Origin of the sequence: Enterocloster sp. OA13 (assembly GCF_022440595.1) — a bacterium.
Taxonomy (GTDB): Bacteria; Bacillota; Clostridia; order Lachnospirales; family Lachnospiraceae; genus Enterocloster; species Enterocloster hominis.
Genome location: NZ_JAKNTF010000001.1, coordinates 6,904,065 through 6,925,374 on the forward strand (window position 1 = coordinate 6,904,065; position 21,310 = coordinate 6,925,374).

Genomic DNA, 21,310 nt, shown 5'->3' on the forward strand with positions numbered 1-21,310 from the left:
TTGGCATGCCAGTGCCTGTAGATACATTATAGACCGGAGGGGGATGAAACGCAATGAGAGGGAGGTGGGTCCCGCGGCAAAGAATAAGGACTATTGGGGGAAACGCATGGCTGCCCTGGAGGATGACCAGTACCAGCGCGGTGCTGCTTACTACAAGGATGTCCAGAGGCAATACATGCGGGCGACCAACAGCATACAGATGGACGTTATGCGGTGGTATCAGCGCCTGGCCGACAATAATGGGGTCAGCTATGCCGGGGCCAAGAAGCTGCTTAAAAAGGATGAACTGGAAGAGTTTAAATGGACGGTCGAGGATTACATAAAGGCCGGCAAGGAAAATGCCGTGGACCAGCGCTGGATGAAGGAACTGGAGAATGCATCCGCCCGGCACCACATCTCATACCTGGAGGCCATGAAGTTCCAGATGCAGCAGCATGCGGAACTGCTGTCAACGGAGTTTGATGGAGGCATGACGGATTATCTGCATGAAGCCTATAGGGAACAGTATTACCGGACCGCTTTTGAGGTGGCAAAGGGAACCGGGGTGGGTACCAACCTTGCACGGCTGGATGACCGGAGGATGGATGCCATCATCAGGCATCCCTGGGCACAGGATGGGGAAAACTTCTCAAGCCGTATCTGGACCAATAAGGAGAAGCTGATTAGGAACCTACATACCGAGTTGACTCAGAACATCATCCGTGGTGAGTCCCCACAGAAGGCCATAGACAGCCTGTCAAGGACCATGGAGGTCAGCCGAAGCCAGGCCGGGCGCCTCATTATGACCGAGTCGGCAGCCATCTCTTCGGCGGCCCAGAAGGACTGCCTGAAGGGGCTGGGGGTGGAGAAGTATGAAATCCTGGCCACGTTGGACGGCCAGACGTCTGAGATATGCAGGGATATGGACGGCAAGGTCTTTGACATGGAGGATTATGAGGTCGGGACTACGGCACCGCCCTTCCATCCGAACTGCAGGTCCACTACGGTGCCGTATTTTGACGACGAATTTACAGAGGGTGAGATGAGAGCCGCCAGAGACAGTAGCGGGAAAACATATTATGTTCCCTCTGACATGAAATATAGGGAGTGGGAAAAGCGGTATGTCCCCAGGTCTGAGAAAGCAGGGGCATCTGGGATGAAGAGGACTTCCGGACAGATGGAAAAGCAGTGCATACCACTGAGGACGGAGGTAGAAAAGTACTCTCCACGGAAAAGCAGATGGAGTGGGAAAGTCAAGGCAGATAATGAACGATGTGAACAGGAAGGCTGTTCAGGCATAAAGGAATGGAACTGTGACATTACTGTAAGGGATGATGTACCGGACGGGATAATGCTCCATGAGTTATTACATTCCTGCTCTGCCAGTTACCATAGCCCAGCGGATTATATCGCGCATCAGGGTATAGAGGAAGCAAGTGTGGAACTATTGACCCAGGAGATTGCGGAAAAGATGGGAATAGCCCATATCCCTGGCTATACGGACACGGTTGGAATCCTACGGAACCTAAACAATGGATTAGGCCTATATGAGTCCGATATGGAATTTGCGAAGGAACTTTTCAAGCAGCCGATGACAGAACGGTTCAACTGGTTGCAGGATAAGGTGAATGGGAGTATAATCCATAATGAAAAGGTATCCATTGATGAGGCCGCGGCAATCATGGATTATGTTAGCAAACTGGGGGGTGGATCTGTTGGATGATAAGCTTCAATCGTTATTAGGGGAGATTAAGAACCAGAAGAAAATAAGGGAAGAGCTAAAGTACAGTAATTCGGAAGGTGACCGATTGTTTTATTGTCTATGTTACAACCAGCCAAAAAACAAGGAAGGATGGTTCGCTCTCAAAACAAAGGTATCCGCCTTCCTAAAATCGGATAACCCTGAATCTGAAAAACAGAAGCTGATGCAGTATACGGAAATGCTTGCCATGATAATAAGCGGATATGAAAGTATGGAGGATTGATACCACCAGTCAGTAATGGCCGGTGGTATTTTATTGTTGCAGTATCGCAACAGGAAGGAGTGTTATGTATATAAACAAAGAGGATTACGATATCCATTACAATGGCAAACTGATTAAGGACGTTGTGGATATTGATGTGTGTGAGGTCTTGCGATTAGGGGACAAGGGGATTGGAGCATGCCAGGATATCCTGACGGTGACGTTTTTAGGCCACAAAGGAATGCTTCTCCGGGTGAGGGACAGCGCAGAGAAGTTCAGATTTGAGAAAAGAACAGAGTAGAGGTAAGCACGCGGGACTATCCTGTGTGCTATTTTTACGTCCAAAAGAAAGGAAGGGACTATGAAAAAAGAAGAATTTGTCGCCCTTGGCATCAGTGAGGAACTGGCGGCCAAGGCGGAGCAGGAATCAAAGAAGGAGCTGGAAGCCTATGTCCCCAAAACGGATTTGGAAGCTGCCAACACCACGAAGGCGCAGCTGGAGAAGGACATCAGGACCAGGGACAAACAATTGGAGGAACTGAAGAAGGCCAGTGGCAGCAATGAGGAACTCCAGAAACAGATTACGGACCTCCAGGCGGAGAATAAGGCCGCCAAAGAGAAGTATGAGGCGGACATGAAGGAGCTGAAGCTGACAACCGCCATCAAGCTTGCCATCGGTGAGTCCGCCCATGATGCCGACCTGGTGGCAGGATTGCTGGACCGGTCGAAGCTAATCCTGTCGGATGACGGGAAGGTTACCGGCCTTGACGAACAGGTTAAGACGCTGAAGGAAGGGAAGGCGTTCCTGTTCAAGGAATCCACGGCTTCCGGACCGGACAAACCGGGAAAGAAGCCATCCTATGCACCCAAGGCCGGTGAGGCATCAGAAGGCGGCTGGGCCAAGACAGTGGCGGAGAGCCTGAACAAGGAATCAGCCAAGAACCCCTATGCAGATGCATGGGCAACAAAATAAGGAAAGAGAGGAAAAGACATGTATTTAGTAAAGAAGACGTACGATAATTCCCCGGAGTTCCTGAGGAATGAGCACTACGAGAACATCACCTGTACGGTATCGGATACCGGGGTGACAGCGGACACGGAGGGGAAGAAGTCCGTCCTGGCAGGCAGCCTGTTGGATAAGGATGGGAAAGCGGTCAAGGTGACCCGAGCGGGAAGTTCCGGGGCTTATACCTATGCGTTTTCCACGGAACCGGTAGGCATCCTGTTCGCGACAACGGAAGTCACCCATGGACCCCAGGCCGGAGCATTGATGATAGCCGGTTCCGTCAACACGGAGCGGCTGCAGGGGGAATATTTGGTTGATGCCGTGGACCAGCTGGTAGAAAAGATGCCATTCATTAAATTTTTTGTGGACGGGAGCCTGAAGGTCAAGGCCACCGCACCCACAGTATAAGGAGGATTAAGACATGCCGAGAGTAGAGGAATTATTAACACCGCAGGAGCTGATTGATTATACGAAGGAAAGACAGACCGAGGCCTACATGGGTGAAGTGCTGTTCCCGGAACGTAAGACTGAAGCCATGGAAATCAAGATGATTAAGGGGGCATCCGACCTCCCTGTGTCCGCCCACATCCATGCGTTCGATACCGAGACGGAACTGGGGTCCAGGGAAGGTGCCGATTACAGCATGCAGGACCTGGCCCTCATCAAGAGGAAAATCCGCCTGAATGAGAAGGAAATCATTGCCCTTGAGAGCCCGAGGAATGACCAGGAGGAGGCCGAGATGGTCCGCAAAATCTACAATGACGTGGACAACCTGGTGGCGGGCGTGAAGACCAGGGTCGAGTGCCTGAGGATGGAGGCCCTGTCAACAGGTAAGCTGTCCATAAACGAGAATGGATTCAAGGCAAGCATCGATTATGGGATTCCAAGCACGCATAAGGCTGATAAGACATGGGGGAGCGGTGACCCCACCATCCTCGAGGATATGGACGCCTTCGTGGACCGGATTGTCAAGGATACCGGGTTCACGCCGACACGGGCCCTGACATCCAAGACCAACCTGAACCGCATCTTACGGGACCACAGGATACGCGCCGCAATCTACGGGGTGAACAGTGACCGGGTGCTTACCAGGGCGGAACTGAACGCCTTCCTGGCCCAGCAGAGCCTCCCGCAGATTGCCATCTATGACAAGCAGTACCGCCAGCAGGATGCGAAGGGGAAATACTCGTCCGCGCGCTTCCTCCCGGAATCCGCATTCATCATGATGCCGGATGGGAAACTTGGGGATACCTTCTATGGGCTTACAGCCGAGGAACTGGAACTGCGTAAGAACCCGGATGTGGATGTATCTGCAGTGGGTAATGTCGTGGTCGTACAGTATGATACGGTGGACCCGGTCGGCAGATGGATTAAGGCTGTTGCCACGGCCATGCCGTCCTTCCCTTATGCAGACCAGGTATTCATCGCGACCATCTCCTAAGGAGGGATGCCATGGAACTAAAGAAGCTGAAGGGGCTGTTAGGGATACAGGAGGGTGACACAGCGCAGGATATCGCGCTGCAGTTCCTTATGGAGGATGTGGACGAGACTATCCGGAACTACTGTAACTTAAAGGCAGTTCCGGCTGGCTTGGCCATCACATCATACCGTATGGCTATGGACCTGTACCGGTATGAGCGTCCAGGGGATGGGGACGCGCCGGTCCAGATATCATCCATATCAGAAGGGGACACATCCACAAGCTTCACCAGCGCGGCGGATGCCTTGTCAGGCGGTATCCTGAAGGATTATCAGGGACAGCTGAACCGATATAGGAAGCTGGGGTGGTAGGATGATAAGGGATGCAATCAGGCAGGCCCAGAGGATGCACAGAAAGGCCGTGGAGGCCACTTATGATGGGACATGCAGGATTTATGGGATGAAGCCTGTAAAGGACCCTGTGACGATGGTGACAAGGCAGGAAGAGGTCCTGGTACAGGATGGTATAGCCTGCCATCTGTCCTATTCCAGTACGTCACCGGCGGCTGGGAGTGATACGGTCACGGCTGTGGCGCAGGCCATAAAGCTGTTCCTGGCCCCGGAGCTGACAATACCGCCCGGATGCCGGATTGAGGTAACACAGCGGGGACGGGCGGAAAGCTATGCCCAGAGCGGTAAGGCGGCCGTATACCCTTCCCACCAGGAAATCCTGCTGGAGCTGTGGAAGGGGTATGCATGATGGCAAAGGGTGGAAGTTTTGATTTTAAGGATGTCAGGAAGCTGCAGAGACAGATTGAGCGCCTTGAACAGGAGCGGGAGGCCTTCAACCAGGAGTGTATCCAGGAACTGGCATCCCGGCTTCTGAGGAAGGTCAAGCAAAGGACACCGGTAGGGAAGGCACCAAAGCTGGACGGGCCAAAGACTGTAAAGGTAAAGGGTTCCGATGGGAAGTCAAGGACCTTCCTGTCAAAGAATGGCGCCATAAAGCAGAAATACTGGGCTGGATACCAGGGAGGGACATTAAGACGCGGCTGGACGGTGGGTGATATCCAGAAGGTAGGGGATAACTACCAGATTGAGATAATCAACCCGACCGAATATGCATCCTACGTGGAATATGGTCATCGGCAGACGCCCGGCCGCTATATCCCCGCTTTAGGTGTGAGTGCAAAGAAAGCCTGGGTTCCAGGAACGTTCATGCTGACCATATCAGAGAAGGAACTGGAGGCTCAGGCTCCGGGTGTGTTGGAAAAGAAGTTAAGGGAATATTTGAAGGGAGTATTTGATGCTTAACGATATCATGGATGCCGTCACCAGGCGGCTGAATGAGCTGTTCGGCGATGGATATGAAATTTACACAGATGCGGTAGGACAGGGCCTTACGGAGCCTTGTTTTTTTGTGCGGTTCCTGGAGCCGTCTGAAAAGCCGATGATTGGTCGGCGATATTATCGTGAGACGGCTATGTGTATCCAGCATCTTCCTGGCGATACCGTCCAACCCTCCCGGGAACTGAACCGTGTGGCGGACATCCTCATGGACGGGCTGGAATATATCACATTGGGGGATGGCAGCCTGCTGCGGGGGAACGGACGCAGTCACAGGACAGAGGATGGTGTGCTCACCTTCTTTGTCAGCTACAATATGTTCATCATGAAACCGGAGCCCCAGGAGGAACCAATGGAGGGGCTGGGGGCCAGCACGCAGTTAAGGAGGTCGTGAATTGAAAGAAACAAAACAGGGAGAAGCAACATTTTCAAAACAGGAGCTGTTACAGGCGGAGTGCTACCAGGAAAAGAAGGACCTGGTGAGTGCCCTGTTGGAGGATGGCAGGAAGTATTCATTGAAAGAAGTGGATGCGGTGATTGAGAAATTCATGAAAGGAAAGGTGAGATAGATGTTAGGAGGCGGAAGCTTTACGGCTCAGAATAAAATACTTCCCGGGGCTTATATCAATTTTGTCAGTGCTGCCAGCAGTGTGGCAGTGCTTTCAGACCGCGGGACGGCGGCAATCCCTCTGGAATTCGGCTGGGGACCGGAAAAGGAGGCTTTCATTGTGACAGCCCAGGATTACCAGGAGCGGTGCCAGGAGATATTCGGCTATCCGGCAGATGCGCCACAGATGTGGATGATAAGGGAATTGTTCAGGAATTTGACCAAGGGTATCTTCTACAGGCTCAATGCAGGCGTGAAGGCTGCCTGTGATTACGGGCAGGCAAGATACAGCGGTGTACGTGGCAAGGACCTCACGCTGGTTGTCAGCGCCAATGTGGATGACAGCACGAAATTTGATGTGAGGACACTGCTTGACAGGAAGGAAGTGGACCATCAGACAGTTGCGGCAGCCACGGAGCTTACAGACAACCGGTACGTTGTGTTCAAGAAGGATGCGACCCTTGCGGCAACGGCCGGGATGCCCTTTACCGGAGGGACTGATGGGGATGCGGTGACAGGTGAGGATTATGCGCGGTTCCTGGCAAAAATGGAATCCCATACATTCCAGACATTATGCTGCCCATCCATGGATGATGCGGTCAAGGCCGTGTTTGCGGAGTACACAAAACGGATGCGTGATGAAGCCGGCGTCAAGTTCCAGACGGTCATGTACCGGAATGCCGGTGCTGACTATGAGGGAATCATATCCGTTGAGAACAAGGCAGCAGAACAGGAGCAGGGGCTTGTGTACTGGACAACCGGGGCCCAGGCGGCCTGTGCTGTCAATAAGACCAATGAGAACCGTGTGTATGATGGGGAGCTTACCGTGGATGTGGATTACACCCAGGGGCAGCTGTCAGCGGGTGTACGGTCCGGGAAGTTCATGTTCCACCGGGTGGGCGATGACGTGCGTGTCCTGATGGACATCAACACACTGACGACCTTCACGGAGGAAAAAGGCGAGGACTTTTCCGGCAACCAGACCGTGCGTGTCCTGGACCAGATTGGCAATGACATCGCATCCATGTTCAACACGAAGTACCTGGGCATCATGCCGAACGATGACGCGGGCCGGGTGAGCCTCTGGAATGACATCGTGACCTACAACAAGGAGCTGGCAAGGCTGCGGGCGATTGAGGCCGTGGAGGCCAAAGAAATCACGGTAGGGCGCGGGAACAGCAAGCGGTCTGTTGTGGTGAACTGCCCGGTGACGCCGATTAACTGTATGTCGCAATTATATATGACAGTGGTCGTGTCTTAAGAGAGGAAGGAGCATGAAGCCATGAGAGATCTGGTTGAGATAGCCAATTCAATAAGCACTGATTTACTGCCAGAAAAGAGACGTGAGGAATTTTGTAATATATTCCTCCAGGAACTTCAGACACTGAAAGGCAAGGATCTGGCTCCATACCTTTCAGAATTTGTTTTTGACATGATAGAACCAGGAACTCGGGTCGTTTTAAAGTTTCCGATTGGTGCGCATGTATTCGATTCCCCGGGGTGTCAACTCAAAGTAAATGGGGCCTGAAAATGGACTGATTGAATCCTCAAATACGAAGTCAGATACATTAGCAATATATCCATCTTCATAAAGCTGATTTGCTGCTTCAGTTGAGAGGAACATATCATCCGCATTTTTGAACTGATATGAAAAAGTTTTGTCAGAGGTTTTTTCATAGTGTTCGTAAGCCAAAGATAAGAGTTTTATAGCAATTGGACTCATATGACAAACTCTCCTTTTATTCGTATTTCAGCAGTGCTGATATAAGGATTGTATCACAGGGAGGGGATGTTTGCCAGACAAGAAAGGAGATACATATATGCAGTCAATGAATGCAAAGGATGCCGTGAGCGCATCCCTGGCGGAGTGCTTTATTACGATTGAAGGGAACCGCTATAATTTTATGCAGGCGATTAACCTGGAGGCCAGTATTGAAAAAACCAAGTCTGAAATCCCGATACTGGGCAGGACCGGGAAAGGAAATAAGACGACCGGATGGAAGGGGAGCGGTTCCGCCACCTTCCACTATAATACCAGCATCTTCAGGGAACAGTTGTACCGGTACAAGGAGACCGGCCAGGACGTGTATTTTGATATCCAGATAACCAATGAGGACCCGACTTCCAGTGTGGGACGGCAGACCATCGTGCTGAAGGATTGTAATGTTGACGGAGGAATCTTGGCGAAGTTCGATGCAGATGCGGAGTACCTGGACGAGGACCTTGATTTTACCTTCGAGGATTGGGAAATGCCGGAGCAGTTCAGCCACTTACAGGGGATGCAGTAAGAAAGAGAGGATGAGAGATTATGGGAGATTTAAGCAGGTTTTTAAAAAAGAATAAGAGAACTAAGGAGAATTTAAAGATTGCAGCAACGGCCTCCTTTTTGGACGAGAATGGAAAACCGATGATGTGGGAAATTCGGCCTCTGTCTACAAAAGAGGATAATGCACTGCGGGATGATTGTACCGTGGATATACAGGTGACGGGAAAGCCAGGAATGTACCGGCCAAAGTTTTACGCCAATCGTTACCTGGCTAAGATGGCAGCTGCATGTGTGGTATATCCAAACCTGAATGATAAGGAACTTCAGGACTCCTACGGTGTAATGGGTGCGGAACAGCTGATAGTGGAGATGCTGGATGATCCTGGGGAATACAATGCATTTATGGGCCAGCTGCAGGAGTACCATGGGTTTGATAAGACCATGCAGGATAAGGTGGACGAAGCAAAAAACTAATTGAAGGAGGCGATATGGAGGCAAATGTGGCCTACTATTGCCTCCATAAACTCCATAAGTGGCCGCATGAGTTCCTTGAGCTTGATATTGACGAACAGGCTTTTGTGATGGCGGCGGTTGAAATGAAGCTGGAAAGGGATAAAAAAGAAGCGCAGAGACTGAAAAAAGGGAAGAAACGGTAGAATATGAAAAGAAGAGATGGTATAATATTCCCAGATTAAGAAAAGGTGGAGGGGATGTTATGGGACTGTTTGGGAAGAAAGAGAAGATACCAGATGGGATAAGAGTTATGTATTACGAGGGGGAACTGAATGAGTTTCCTGTTAATCAGCCTTGCCAGATATTATTAATGGAGGATTGTCTGCGCATCACTAAAAATAATCCATACACGGAGGTGAGACTTGACAGAAACCGGATATTGTCTGTGGAAGTCCTTGGTAAAAATGATTATATGCAAAGGTATAAAGGGAACGCTGAAAGCGGTTTTAGAAAGGGCGATATTCCGACGTCATATTATGTCATAAACTATTTAGATAAGAATGGGGATAAGAAACAAATCGTTTTTTGGAGTGCATCGTCATCAGCATTAAAAGTGATGAGATTGAGGGACGAATTGGCTAATAAACAAAAGTCAAAAAGTTATGAAATTTAGCAGTAGAGTATGGGAGAAAAAGGTAGAAATAACTTCCAATCCACGCTATAATAAGGATAGATTATTATGGTGTGAAGGGGATGTTATGGGACTGTTTGGGAAGAAAGAGAAGATACCAGAAAAGGTTACTGTGCAATTCTATGATGGGGATTTACCGGGATTTGTCTGTAATTTTCCATGTAGTTTGCAATTGACAGATGACGCAATCTTACTAACTAAAGCAAATCCATTAGTTGAAGCTAGATTGGATAGGCAGAGAGTTTTGAGTATTGATATCTTCATGCAGGAAAATCAATATATGGCGAAATACAAAGGAACGAATATAACAACGACTAAATGCAAGTCTATACCTAAGCACTATTACGTTATTAATTACTTGGATAAGAATGGGGATAGTAAGCATATTGATTTTTGGGGAGTGTCAAGTGAAACAAGTAAGATGATGAAAATAAGAACTAAGATAGCTGAAAATCAACAATCATCAAGCTATGAAATTTAAGGAGTAAAGTACCCGGAGAAAAAGGTAGAAATAGTTTCCAATCCACGCTATAATAAAGATAGATTATTATGGCGTGGAGGTATTGAGGATGGGATTGTTTGGGGGGGATAAGGAAAACTGTTCTATATGTGGTGGGCAGAAAGGTGTTAAGCAGATAGCAGATGGATATGTTTGTAAGGAATGTATCGCTAAATGCGGAGTTTGTTTAATCACACTTGCATGGAAAGATATATCTCTAAAAAGAGTAAAAGATGCTATTAATGATAATGAAATAAATCAACAAAGAAGTAGAATATTTCATCAAACTAAAGTTATTGAAAAAGAACTTTTTATTGATGAACAAAATAGGCTGTGGAAACTAAAATCATATGGGAATTTATATTTCACATTTGATGATATTATTAACTATGAATGTCAAAAAAATGGTACTGGTGTTTTGTCCGTAGGTGTAGGAAGCGCTTTGGTAGGAGGATTACTATTTGGCGGCGTCGGTGCGATTCTGGGAGGATTATCGGGCTCTAAACAGAAAGAAGAAATAAATGAATTTAAAATTATTGTTAATCTTTATAATAATTCGTATCCTCAGTTAAGCATAAATTTGTTACCTACCGGAAAAGTAAAATCTGATTCAATACTATTTAAGTCTTACTGTGAAAAGGCTGAGAAGATAATGTTAGGATTAAGTGATATGGGAGGTATAGAAAAAAGTACTGAGGGCTGCAATAACACGGAAGTATCACCAGCTGATGAGATTTTAAAATATAAAAATCTTCTTGACGCAGGGGCCATCACACAAGAAGAATATGATGATAAGAAGAGACAGCTTTTAGGTTTATAGGGACAAAAGCACCCGGAGGAATCCAGGTGCTTTTATAATGCAGAAAAAGCCATCTACTCGGTGGCGGGTGAATCATCGCAAGGCTCCATAATAGGAGGATAGAGAGTTCGTTCGGTAGCAAATTTTGCGTATGAAATTATTTGTTCTTTTAGGATATTATACTGTTTTCTCATTAGCGGGATTTCCTCATCAAATATTTCGATAAAAACCCCTCCAGTATCGCCAACAGAAACTTTATATCCTATAGAATCTAAAAATACTAATACAGGATCAGTGTTTGCTTCTTTTAGCCGAGGAAGAAAGTCATCAGCATTAATACCATTTAGTTGTAAGAAGGAACAGTCCAATTGCTTGGCTATTTTAATAAGTACATTTTTAGGAATTTCAACTTTGCCAGCTTCGTATTTTTGTATTGAACTTTCAGTTTTTCCAATAAGAGAAGCCAATTGTTTTTGTGTAATACCTTTTTTTTGACGATATGATTTTATGTTGTTTCCAATGGTTTTATTACTTGCCATATTAATCGCCCCTTTTTCTTTGAGTGTATCACAATACGCAATTTAATTCAAGTTTCACTTGACGAACGTAATTTAATTGCGTATAATCTACAATAGACATACAATTAAATTGTGGGAAAGGAGATAGGGATGAAACGGATAACAATTAAAATGAATGATGAAATGCATAAAACAGCTAAGATAAAAGCTGTTATGCAAGATAAGACATTTATGCAGTATGTGATTGATTTGATTCAAAAGGATTTAGAAACAAAAAAAGAGCAAACACAGTAAGCTTTGGTCGGCAGTGTGTTTACTCAATCATGAGGGAATAGGGTATGTCCTATCCTTAGGGTTACTATACCTTATTTTCTCCGAATTGTCAAATTTGAAAGGAGATTGAAGGTTATGCAGAATGAAATTAAAGTGTTTGGAAACGATGATTTTAATGTAAAAGTTATGGTCGATGAGTATGGAAACTATCAGTTTGACGCTGAATCAGTGGCTATTAGCCTTGGTTTAACCACCGTTGCCAAAAGTGGCAATGTCTGCGTGAGATGGAAACGGGTCAATGAATATTTAAAACTTCTCGGTACATCTGCTGAAGTGGCAAAGGGGTCATATATCCCTGAACCGGGGGTCTATAAACTTGCGTTTAAAGCAAACAATGAGGTTGCAGAAAATTTTCAAGACTGGCTAGCAATGGAGGTTCTTCCAGCTCTCCGTAAAACCGGTACATACTCTGTAACCACTACTTGCCAGTATCCGGTATCGGCAGCCGCCATCGAAAGCGCAACAAGCGCGGGCCGACTCTTTGAACGCCTAATGAAGAACCAGGGTATTCCACCCCATGAGATAGCAATGGCTATTCGGGACATATTTCTCCAGGCGGGGGTGAATGTGCCAGACTACGTTGTGAGGATACCGGCCTATGAACAGATGGCGTTGGCATTTGGTAAGAATGGGGAGGTGGCGTAATTATGACATATCCAGTAGATGTAAATGCATATACAGATTGTAAAGTTGCAGACTTAAAAAATCCAGATGAAGGTGACAGGGAATTATTCGAGGCGATTGCAACGGTAATCAACCGGGCGTACTATGCTGGCCTGGAAGATGGAAAGAAGGAGGCCGCAGTATGCAGAAATTAATAACCATCCCCGTGGAACAGTATGAGAAGATGTTGAAAAGTTATGATGATACAATCAAGGAACTGATGGCCTTGCGGGAGCAGTTGGAAACACATAAGACGCAGTAAAAAAGGGGCCGGTGCGAATGTCAAGCTGACATGATACTGCTAAAGCATTCGCACCAGTTTTTCTACCCCAAAAAGGAAGTTATGCGTAGTATGTGTTGCGATAGCACAAAATGTAGTATAATAGTAGTTGCAAGTAGCAATACTTGCGGTCGCTCCCTATTTGGGGGCGTGGATTGAAATTTATCAAGTCCAGCCTGTGCGCCTTGTATGATTAGTCGCTCCCTATTTGGGGGCGTGGATTGAAATCCTGCAAGTGACTAAATTGCTCCGGCATCTCCCAGTCGCTCCCTATTCGGGGAGCGTAGAATGCAACAATAATCAGAACGTCCTTCGGGGCGTTCTTTTTATACAAATTTTTAGGAAAGGAGAGTGACGCATGTCTGCTATATCAACATCTATCCAAATAGACGATAGGATGTCACCAGTTCTATCCTCCATTACTACTGCTATGAATATGATGGTAAGCAGTTTTGGAGCTGCACAGACGGCCAGCGAGACAGCAATCAATACAGCCCAATGGGAAGCAGCAGTACAACAGGTAAATATTGCAGCAGCAGCAGTCGTACAGTATCAGGAAGAACTGGAACGCGTACAAAACAAGCCGGTAAGTGTGCCAGAACCCACTTGGGCGCAAACATCGGAACCTAAAGTATTTACAAGTTATGGGGCAGACAGGTTTGTGGCTGAATATCAGTCAGCTAATCAGATGGCGCAGAAGTTGTATCAGACCCAGCAGGCGATATCATCACAGGCAAATAGGATGTCAGTAATCCCTCCGGGCATGCTGAATGACATGGCATCAATACAGAACCGTATCCAGTCATTGTCAAATCAGATACAACAGCTTAATGATATACCTGTTAATCTGAGGACGGAACAGATAAACAATCAGATAGAGGCGATGAGAGGAAATCTTGGTCAGATAGTACCTATCCAGAATGAGCTGAACGACGCAATATCAAGGATGGATATCGGCGCAGCGAATAAGGCTTATCAACAACTTAATTCTGTAGTGAATACGGCGGAACGGAATATAAGGGATAACATAGCAGCCCAAGAACGGTTTAATCAATCTGTTCATGCGGGTAGCAGCGCCTATGATGGCTTGGGAAGCCGCATAAAGCAATTAGTAGGAATGTATACGGGCGCCCAGGGAATCAAGATGGCAGTCCATTTTATTGGTGATACTACTTCGCTTCAGAATGTACAAAGCGAGGCAGAGACGAAACTGGGAGCCATCATGAGACAGCGCATGGGAGCAAGTCCGGCTGATATACAATCCGTAAAGGAACTCACAGCGGCCCAGCAGGCACTTGGTGTTGTTGGGGATGAGGTGCAGCTTTCAGGCGCTCAACAATTGGCTACATTCCTTAACTCAACAGATGCCTTAAACACACTGATACCTGCTATGAACAACCTGGCTGTGCAGCAGAATGGTGTTAACGTAAGTACACAGGATGCTGTCAATATTGGTAACATGATGGGAAAGGTCATGCAGGGACAGGTCGGAGCGCTTACGAGGGTAGGCGTCACGTTCGATGCCGCCCAGGAGAAGATATTAAAGTATGGAAATGAGCAGGAGCGTGCGGCCACCCTTGCGGAGGTAGTTACGAACAACGTGAGCAACATGAATGCCATCATGGCGAATACACCGCAAGGCCAGATTCAACAGATGGCAAATACCTGGGGGGACATCAAGGAGACTGTGGGGGCTAGGCTCTATCCGGCTATGATGCAGTTTTTTGCCACTGTAAATGCCAATATGCCAGCTGCGGAAACAGCAGTGATGGGTTTTGCAGGAGTCTTAAGTGATATCATACCCATCGTTGGACAAGTGATTGAATCGATGGTGGGCGCAGCTGGATTCATACGTGATAACTGGTCATGGCTTGGACCTGTTATAGGAGGTGTTGCAGCCGCTTTGATTGCTTATAAGGGAGTTGTAATTGCTTATAATACTGTACAGGCAGTTAGTAACGGATTAAAAGCTATTGCGGCGGCAAGGGCAGCTTTAAAAACAAGTGCAGATTTAGCGGAGGCAGCCGCTACAGCGACAGCCGCAGGAGCACAAAATGGATTGAATATGGCTTTATTAGCCTGTCCATTAACATGGATAGTAATCGCTATCATGGCAGTCATAGCGGCTATCTTGGTATGGATTCATCACGTAGGCGGGATTAAGGTGGCCTGGCTGACGGTAGTAAACTCTGTCCTTACCTGGGCTGATAAGCTACGAATCGGATTCGTGACCACGTGGAACGGCATCCAAAACGGCATAGACAACATGCAGTATGGCTTTGTCGCATTCAGAACAGGCGTACTAAACACCCTTGGAAACCTAAAGGTGGCTGGTCTGACAATCCTACAGGATTTTATTAATGGTGCGATTGACCGAATCAATAAGCTGATTCAGCTGACCAATAGTATCGCGGGAACTTCCATTGAGGTGATTTCACATGTTGAATTTGCAACCGGTGCGGCGTTGGAAGAGGAAGCAAAGCAAAAACAGAGAGCCGCAGACCTTGCAACATTGCAGAACCAGAATCTGGCTGACAAGAAGGCCAGAGCACAGAATTTGTATTGGATGCAGTACGAGGCCAACCAAAGCCAGAAGGAGCGGGAACGTAGGATTGCTGCAGCGAAGGCGGAGGCAGAAGAAAAGAAGAACGCTAAGAATACAGCCGAGGAAAATTATTATTCCGGTGGTGTAGGCCCGGAAATAGCTGGTAACACTGGAAGCACTGCCGCCAATACTGCAGCCATAAAGGATTCAATGGACATAATGGACGAGGACTTAAAATACATGCGTGATGCTGCGGAGCAGGAAATCATCAACCGGTTCACCCTGGCTGAGTTAAAGGTGGATGTCAAGAACAACAACACCCTGACCAAGAAGACCGACTTCGATGACATGGGCAGGGCGCTGTCCATGTTTACCAGTGAGTTCCTGGCGGCTGCCGCGGAAGGAGGGCATATCTGATGGCATATGAGGTATACATAGACGACATGCTCCTCCCAGTCCCACCCCAAAAGATACCCATCAAGTATCCCGGCCAGAACAAGACGGTCATGCTGATAAACGGGGATGAAATCAACCTCCTACGGCCTCCGGGCCTTGCGGAAATCAGCCTGGACATAATCCTGCCCCAGATGGACTATCCAAGTGCTGTCTGGGATGGGAGCGTGGACGATGCGGAGGACTTCATAAGCCATCTGCAGGACCTGAAGGACAGCAGAGGCTCCTTTGAGTTCATCGTCATCCGTGATTCCTTCGATACCAACATGGACGTGACCCTGGAAGATTACAAGGTATCGGATGACGTGAAGGAAGGCCTGGACCTGGTGGTCTCCATCACCATGAAGGAGGCCAGGCATTACGGGACCAAGGTCATGAACTTCACCATCGTTGAGGACCAGCCCACCCCAACCGCTGAAACGCCACAGGATGACCGGCCGGCGGAGCAGCCACAGGCCAGGACCTACACCGTGCAGGGCGGTGACTGCCTCTGGAACATAGCAAAGAAACAGCTTGGGGACGGGGGCAGGTGGAAGGAAATCCATAACCTCAACCTGGATAAGATAAGCAACCCAAATAAAATTAATACCGGCCAGGTATTGACAATGCCATAAGGAGGTGGGTCCATGAATGTACATGTCTATATACAGAATGGCCAGGCGGTCTATGAGCCGGTGGTGGAGGGGAGTGTCACCTGGGATACCGCACGTAAGGGGCAGCCGGGGAAATGTTCCTTCACTGTCATCCCGGACGGGAAGCTGGAGATTGAGGAAGGAAATGCCGTCCGGCTGGATGTGAACGGGAAACCGGTATTTTTCGGATTCATCTTTGAACGGAACTGGAACGGTGATGGGGAAGTCAAGGTCACGGCCTATGACCAGCTCCGGTACCTTAAGAACAAGGACAGCTACAGCTATGAGGATAGGACGGCAGGAGAGGTAATCCAGATGATAGCCGGGGATTTCAACCTACGGACGGGCGTGCTTGACGATACGGGGTATAAGATACCATACCGGAATGAGCCGGACACCACCCTATTTGACATCATCCTGAATGCCCTGGACCTGACCATGATGGCCACAGGTAAAATGTATGTCCTTTATGACGATGTCGGTAAGCTGGCACTGAGGAATGTAGAGGACATGAAACTGGACATCATGATAGATGACGGCACGGCCCAGGATTATGACTTCACAATCAGCATTGATAAGGATACCTATAACCAGATCAAGCTTTACCGCGACAATGATGATACCAAGAAACGGGATGTCTTCATGACCAGGCACACGGAGAACATCAATAAATGGGGTGTGCTGCAGATGAGCGAGTCACTGGATAAGGGGGTGGACGGGCAGAAAATAGCGGAGACGTACCTGGGGCTGTATAACCGTCCCACCAGGAGCCTGTCCGTCAAGGGGGCATTTGGGGACATCAAGGTACGTGCAGGATGCCTCATCCCCGTGTTCCTGGACGTGAAGGACATGCAGCTGAAGAACTATCTCCTGGTGGAGTCCGTCACGCATAAGATTGATGGAGGAATACATACAATGGACCTGGCATTGAGAGGAGCTGGTATCAATGGATAATGTGTGGATTGAGAATATGCGGCAGATTTCCATGCAGGCCGTGGAGGCTGGAAGGCCGTGTGACGTGATGCAGGGGACCGTTGTATCCGCAATACCCCTGGCGGTACAGATTGACCAGAAGACCACGGTCACTGGAAACCAGCTTCTGGTGCCGCAATATCTGACGGACCATGCGCAGCAGATGTCCATCCCCGGTGTGGGTATTGTTTCCGCTGCCATTAAGAATGCCTTGAAGGCGGGCGATACGGTAATCCTGGTGCAGAAGCGTGGTGCCCAACAGTATCTTGTGGTGGACCGGTATTAATAAGGAGGTGTTTAAGATGCTGCCGAAGACGGGAGACATCCTGGAGTCTGATTTTGAGGTACGGGAGATTCCATCAAAGGCATTCCGGATGAATGACGACACATTGTCCGGTTATGTGGATGGAAGGGATGCGGTGCAGCAGGCCGTACACTGCATCCTCAACACGGAGAGGTATGATTGGCTTATATACGACTGGAATTATGGTGTGGAACTGAGGGGACTGTTCGGGAAACCCATGGGTCTGGTCAAATCAAAAATAAAGAAGCGTATAAAGGAGGCATTGATGCAGGATGACCGGATACAGGGGGTTGATGCGTTTTCCTTTGAGGGGGCCGGCCGGAAACTTTCCGTGACGTTTACGGTCCATACCCGGTACGGGGATATTGGTGCAACCAAGGAGGTGGATGTGTGATGTATGAAGATACTACATATGAGGTCATCCTTGACAGGATGCTCCGGAGGGCAAAGAATCATAGCCCAGGGATGGATACAAGGCAGAGTTCCCCCATATATACGGCCCTTGCACCTACTGCGGTTGAACTGCAGAATGCATACATAGGGCTTGACTGGACCCTTGACCAGGTGTTCGCCGGCACAGCAACCCGTGAGTACCTGATCAGACGTTGCGCGGAATGGGATATGACCCCACATCCGGCAACCAAGGCTGTCCTGAAAGGTGAATTTAACATTGATATCGAGATAGGTTCCCGGTTCTCCCTGGGGACCTTAAATTATGTCGCCATAGACCGTATGGAGGAAGGTATTTACCGTATGGAATGCGAGACGGCAGGCTCTGCCGGGAGCCGGGAACTGGGAACCTTGGTCCCCATTGATTACATCCAGGGACTCACGAGGGCGGAACTGACAGGAATCATCGTGGACGGGAGCGATGAGGAACCCACGGAGGCCCTGCTGGAGCGGTACCTGACAAAGGTACAGAAACCATCCACCAGCGGCAACCGGTATGATTATTACAACTGGGCCATGGAGTGTGAGGGCGTAGGGGCCGCCAAGGTCTTCCCGCTGTCCAGTGGACCGGGGACGGTCAAGGTCATCATAGCGGATGCCAACATGTCCGCCGCCGGTACCGGCCTTCTGGAGATGGTGCGGGAGCATATCGAGGAGCTGCGCCCCATCGGAGCAGATGTCACGGTGGCATCTGTGGTGGAGAAGGCTGTCAATGTGTCGGCTGGAATCAAGCTGCAGGCAGGCATGAACCTGGGGGGCGTCCAGAATGCATTCCAGGCGGTGTTGACAGACTACCTGCATAATGAGGCCCTGGACCTGTCCTATGTAAGCCTGGCCAGGGTAGGGAACCTGCTGCTGGGGACTGAGGGCGTGGAGGATTATTCGGGGCTGCTGCTTAACGGCGTATCCGGCAACGTGGCCCTGATGGAGGATGAGATTGCGGTGACCGGTACGGTCACACTGGAGGTGGGCTGATGCAGGTGAACATTTTTTACGATAAGCTGAATAAGGTTGATGGGAACATCTATGTCGTGGAGGAGGAAATCCATCTTACCAATGGCGTGTATGAGGCGGAGCTGCAGCATGACAACATCAACGAGGCTACCTTCGCTGTGTTCACCGGCCCGAAGCTGACAGGGGAGCGTCTGGAAACATATACCCTGTCAACGCCCAGCCTGGCGCCCTGGAAACGGATAGTCCGGGTGTATGCGGATGCGCCGGTGGTCTACATCAGCTATGAGACTGACGGGGATACCGTTGAGGGGGATGACATCAACCGGGTGCAGGAATCCATCGTTGCAACACAGGAGGCGCTGAACGCGGAGGAAACCAGGGCCCTGGGGGCAGAGAAGAAATTAACAGATGACCTGCAGGCAGAAACCAACCGCGCCACGCAGGAGGAGGACCGTCTGGATGGCCGGGTTGATACGGAGGTCAGACGGGCGGAAGAAGCGGAACAGGGGCTGAAGGTTGACCTGACGGCCGAGGTGACGCGGGCAAAGGCGGCGGAGAAAGTAAATAGCGATGCAGTCACAGCGGAGAAATCCAGGGCCACGGCTGCAGAGGATGCCATACGGGCTACCATCAATACCAATAAGCCCAGTTGGGATGATAAATACACCCGTAACGAGGTGGACAATAAGTTCTCCGCCCTGGAGACAGCCATCGACTGGAAAGAGGCGGTTGATACTTATGCAGACCTTGCAGCAACGTATCCCCGCCCCGATGACGGATGGACGGTAAATGTCAAGGACACGGATTACACATACCGCTGGAGTGGCACTGCCTGGATTGCCATATCTGCCAACGCAATCCCCAAGGCGACCCAGAGCGTGGATGGGCTGCTCAGCAAGGAGGATAAGACCCATTATGATGACGCATACAATAAGCGTCATTCCCATAGCAACAAATCCACCCTGGATAAGCTGACGGAAACCCTGCTGGCCAATTGGTCGGACGCCTATACCCACATCAGTAATAAAAGCAATCCCCATGGGGTGACAAAGTCACAGGTGGGGCTGGGGAGCGTGCCCAATGTGGCGACCAATGACCAGGTACCGACCTTTACGCAGGCAACCACACTGGCTAATCTTACCAGCGGAGAAAAGCTGGCTGTGATGCTGGGGAAGATTGCAAAGGCAATCGCGGATTTTATCACCCATAAAGCCGATACGGTCCAGCATATCACGGCAACGGAACGGGCGAACTGGAACGATGCCGATACCAAGAAGCATGCCCACAGCAATAAGGGCGTGATTGACAAGCTGACCCAGGCCATGCTGGATAAGCTGGCGGGGATTGCATCAGGGGCTGAGGTCAACGTACAGCCAGACTGGGATGTGACGGATACCGGCTCCGATGCCTATATCAGGAACAAACCGTCCTCCATGCCCGCATCGGATGTCCCAGCCTGGGCAAAGGCATCTGCAAAGCCTGCATATGCCTGGACAGAGATAGGCAGTAAGCCATCAACCTTCCCGCCATCCTCCCATAGCCATACCAAGAGCCAGATTACGGACATGCCCACGAAGCTGTCACAGTTCACGAACGATTCCGGCTATCTGACTGCTGCGGATGTGGACACCAGCCAGGACCACACACATGCGAATAAGACGGTACTGGACAAAATCACCCAGGCCATGTTAGATAAGCTGGCAGGGATTGCGGAGGGGGCCAATAAGTATGTGCACCCCACCACGGCAGGGAATAAGCACGTCCCCTCCGGCGGGTCCAGCGGGCAGATACTACGATGGAGTGCTGATGGGACTGCGGCGTGGGGGGCAGATAACAATACCACATATGCCGTATTCAAGGCAGCCACCTCAAGCGCCGCCGGCGGGACGGGTCTGGTCCCGGCCCCGGCTGCAGGGGCGCAGACAAAATATTTAAGGGCGGATGGGACCTGGCAGACACCGCCTGATACGAAATATAGCCATCCAAGCAGTGGGGTGACAGCCGGAACCTACCGGAGTGTCACGGTCAATACGCAGGGCCATGTGACGGCCGGCACGAACCCGACCACCCTATCCGGGTACGGCATTACGGATGCGGCTGCCAAGAACCATAACCATGACGGCACCTATCTTAAAAAGGGGTCCGTCACCTGGAATGACCTGAAGGGGGTGTAAGG

At 49.4% G+C, this 21,310-nt stretch carries 30 protein-coding genes; 29 read left to right on the forward strand and 1 reads right to left on the reverse strand.

Annotated elements, in window-relative coordinates:
- Positions 1-43 precede the first annotated feature (43 nt).
- The 19 genes from MCJ35_RS31215 (at position 44) to MCJ35_RS31305 (ending at position 11,051) form a co-directional block, all read left to right on the forward strand.
- A complete protein-coding gene (locus tag MCJ35_RS31215; RefSeq protein ID WP_240299763.1) occupies positions 44-1,702 on the forward strand; it encodes a minor capsid protein in 1,659 nt (552 codons plus the stop codon).
- The gene (locus tag MCJ35_RS31220; RefSeq protein WP_025483626.1) at positions 1,695-1,964 is read left to right on the forward strand and encodes a hypothetical protein; all 270 of its coding nucleotides are present in this window, start codon (positions 1,695-1,697) and stop codon (positions 1,962-1,964) included. Before MCJ35_RS31215 ends, MCJ35_RS31220 begins: the two co-directional genes overlap by 8 nt.
- 64 nt (positions 1,965-2,028) lie before the next feature.
- Entirely contained in the window at positions 2,029-2,244 is a 216-nt protein-coding gene (locus MCJ35_RS31225; protein ID WP_025483625.1) for a hypothetical protein, read from the forward strand.
- Between the two features lie 60 nt (positions 2,245-2,304).
- Positions 2,305-2,916 (forward strand): phage scaffolding protein, encoded by a 612-nt coding sequence (locus MCJ35_RS31230; protein WP_025483624.1) that lies wholly within the window; start codon positions 2,305-2,307, stop codon positions 2,914-2,916.
- Positions 2,917-2,934: 18 nt separating this feature from the next.
- Entirely contained in the window at positions 2,935-3,357 is a 423-nt protein-coding gene (locus MCJ35_RS31235; RefSeq protein ID WP_025483623.1) for a hypothetical protein, read from the forward strand.
- 13 nt (positions 3,358-3,370) lie between these two features.
- Positions 3,371-4,390: a major capsid protein gene (locus tag MCJ35_RS31240; RefSeq protein WP_025483621.1), complete on the forward strand. Its 1,020-nt coding sequence runs from the start codon at positions 3,371-3,373 to the stop codon at positions 4,388-4,390.
- 11 nt (positions 4,391-4,401) lie between these two features.
- Complete coding sequence (locus tag MCJ35_RS31245; protein ID WP_025483619.1) at positions 4,402-4,740, forward strand: head-tail connector protein; 339 nt, start codon at positions 4,402-4,404, stop codon at positions 4,738-4,740.
- 1 nt (position 4,741) lies between these two features.
- Positions 4,742-5,128: a hypothetical protein gene (locus MCJ35_RS31250; RefSeq protein ID WP_025483618.1), complete on the forward strand. Its 387-nt coding sequence runs from the start codon at positions 4,742-4,744 to the stop codon at positions 5,126-5,128.
- Positions 5,128-5,682, forward strand: a complete 555-nt coding sequence (locus tag MCJ35_RS31255; RefSeq protein ID WP_025483617.1) for an HK97 gp10 family phage protein — start codon at positions 5,128-5,130, stop codon at positions 5,680-5,682. The genes MCJ35_RS31250 and MCJ35_RS31255 overlap by 1 nt, the downstream gene beginning before the upstream one ends.
- On the forward strand, positions 5,675-6,109 hold the full coding sequence (locus tag MCJ35_RS31260) for a phage tail terminator family protein (RefSeq protein WP_025483616.1): 435 nt from the start codon (positions 5,675-5,677) through the stop codon (positions 6,107-6,109). Before MCJ35_RS31255 ends, MCJ35_RS31260 begins: the two co-directional genes overlap by 8 nt.
- Position 6,110: 1 nt before the next feature.
- Positions 6,111-6,284 (forward strand): hypothetical protein, encoded by a 174-nt coding sequence (locus MCJ35_RS31265; RefSeq protein WP_240299764.1) that lies wholly within the window; start codon positions 6,111-6,113, stop codon positions 6,282-6,284.
- Positions 6,285-7,583, forward strand: coding sequence for a phage tail sheath family protein (locus MCJ35_RS31270; RefSeq protein WP_025483614.1), 1,299 nt, complete (start codon positions 6,285-6,287; stop codon positions 7,581-7,583).
- A 21-nt stretch (positions 7,584-7,604) separates the two neighbouring features.
- Positions 7,605-7,850 carry a hypothetical protein gene (locus MCJ35_RS31275; protein WP_240299765.1) on the forward strand — a complete coding sequence of 82 codons (246 nt, stop codon included), beginning with the start codon at positions 7,605-7,607 and terminating at the stop codon, positions 7,848-7,850.
- 292 nt (positions 7,851-8,142) lie between these two features.
- The gene (locus tag MCJ35_RS31280) at positions 8,143-8,610 is read left to right on the forward strand and encodes a phage tail tube protein (RefSeq protein ID WP_025483612.1); all 468 of its coding nucleotides are present in this window, start codon (positions 8,143-8,145) and stop codon (positions 8,608-8,610) included.
- A gap of 20 nt (positions 8,611-8,630) precedes the next feature.
- Positions 8,631-9,062: a phage tail assembly chaperone gene (locus tag MCJ35_RS31285; protein ID WP_025483611.1), complete on the forward strand. Its 432-nt coding sequence runs from the start codon at positions 8,631-8,633 to the stop codon at positions 9,060-9,062.
- 14 nt (positions 9,063-9,076) lie between these two features.
- Positions 9,077-9,244: a hypothetical protein gene (locus MCJ35_RS31290; protein WP_240299766.1), complete on the forward strand. Its 168-nt coding sequence runs from the start codon at positions 9,077-9,079 to the stop codon at positions 9,242-9,244.
- A gap of 59 nt (positions 9,245-9,303) precedes the next feature.
- On the forward strand, positions 9,304-9,714 hold the full coding sequence (locus MCJ35_RS31295) for a hypothetical protein (protein ID WP_025483609.1): 411 nt from the start codon (positions 9,304-9,306) through the stop codon (positions 9,712-9,714).
- Entirely contained in the window at positions 9,704-10,213 is a 510-nt protein-coding gene (locus MCJ35_RS31300) for a hypothetical protein (protein WP_240299767.1), read from the forward strand. Before MCJ35_RS31295 ends, MCJ35_RS31300 begins: the two co-directional genes overlap by 11 nt.
- 88 nt (positions 10,214-10,301) lie before the next feature.
- Entirely contained in the window at positions 10,302-11,051 is a 750-nt protein-coding gene (locus tag MCJ35_RS31305; RefSeq protein WP_025483607.1) for an SHOCT domain-containing protein, read from the forward strand.
- 53 nt (positions 11,052-11,104) lie between these two features.
- Here MCJ35_RS31305 and MCJ35_RS31310 read toward each other — a convergent pair whose 3' ends face one another.
- Positions 11,105-11,569, reverse strand: a complete 465-nt coding sequence (locus tag MCJ35_RS31310) for a helix-turn-helix domain-containing protein (protein ID WP_025483606.1) — start codon at positions 11,567-11,569, stop codon at positions 11,105-11,107.
- Positions 11,570-11,698: 129 nt separating this feature from the next.
- Between MCJ35_RS31310 and MCJ35_RS31315 the strand changes: the two genes are divergently transcribed.
- From MCJ35_RS31315 to MCJ35_RS31360, 10 genes are all read left to right on the forward strand, one after another.
- Entirely contained in the window at positions 11,699-11,842 is a 144-nt protein-coding gene (locus MCJ35_RS31315; RefSeq protein WP_227116689.1) for a hypothetical protein, read from the forward strand.
- A gap of 114 nt (positions 11,843-11,956) precedes the next feature.
- Positions 11,957-12,526 carry a BRO-N domain-containing protein gene (locus MCJ35_RS31320; RefSeq protein ID WP_025483604.1) on the forward strand — a complete coding sequence of 190 codons (570 nt, stop codon included), beginning with the start codon at positions 11,957-11,959 and terminating at the stop codon, positions 12,524-12,526.
- 2 nt (positions 12,527-12,528) lie between these two features.
- Positions 12,529-12,699 (forward strand): hypothetical protein, encoded by a 171-nt coding sequence (locus tag MCJ35_RS31325; RefSeq protein WP_240299768.1) that lies wholly within the window; start codon positions 12,529-12,531, stop codon positions 12,697-12,699.
- 483 nt (positions 12,700-13,182) lie between these two features.
- Positions 13,183-15,786, forward strand: coding sequence for a hypothetical protein (locus tag MCJ35_RS31330; RefSeq protein ID WP_240299769.1), 2,604 nt, complete (start codon positions 13,183-13,185; stop codon positions 15,784-15,786).
- A complete protein-coding gene (locus MCJ35_RS31335; RefSeq protein WP_025483600.1) occupies positions 15,786-16,436 on the forward strand; it encodes a LysM peptidoglycan-binding domain-containing protein in 651 nt (216 codons plus the stop codon). The genes MCJ35_RS31330 and MCJ35_RS31335 overlap by 1 nt, the downstream gene beginning before the upstream one ends.
- A 12-nt stretch (positions 16,437-16,448) precedes the next feature.
- The gene (locus MCJ35_RS31340; RefSeq protein WP_025483599.1) at positions 16,449-17,408 is read left to right on the forward strand and encodes an XkdQ/YqbQ family protein; all 960 of its coding nucleotides are present in this window, start codon (positions 16,449-16,451) and stop codon (positions 17,406-17,408) included.
- Positions 17,401-17,712, forward strand: a complete 312-nt coding sequence (locus tag MCJ35_RS31345; protein ID WP_025483598.1) for a DUF2577 domain-containing protein — start codon at positions 17,401-17,403, stop codon at positions 17,710-17,712. Before MCJ35_RS31340 ends, MCJ35_RS31345 begins: the two co-directional genes overlap by 8 nt.
- A 16-nt stretch (positions 17,713-17,728) precedes the next feature.
- On the forward strand, positions 17,729-18,124 hold the full coding sequence (locus tag MCJ35_RS31350) for a DUF2634 domain-containing protein (RefSeq protein ID WP_025483596.1): 396 nt from the start codon (positions 17,729-17,731) through the stop codon (positions 18,122-18,124).
- A complete protein-coding gene (locus MCJ35_RS31355) occupies positions 18,124-19,155 on the forward strand; it encodes a baseplate J/gp47 family protein (RefSeq protein WP_025483594.1) in 1,032 nt (343 codons plus the stop codon). The genes MCJ35_RS31350 and MCJ35_RS31355 overlap by 1 nt, the downstream gene beginning before the upstream one ends.
- A complete protein-coding gene (locus MCJ35_RS31360) occupies positions 19,155-21,308 on the forward strand; it encodes a hypothetical protein (protein ID WP_081739079.1) in 2,154 nt (717 codons plus the stop codon). The genes MCJ35_RS31355 and MCJ35_RS31360 overlap by 1 nt, the downstream gene beginning before the upstream one ends.
- Positions 21,309-21,310 lie beyond the last annotated feature (2 nt).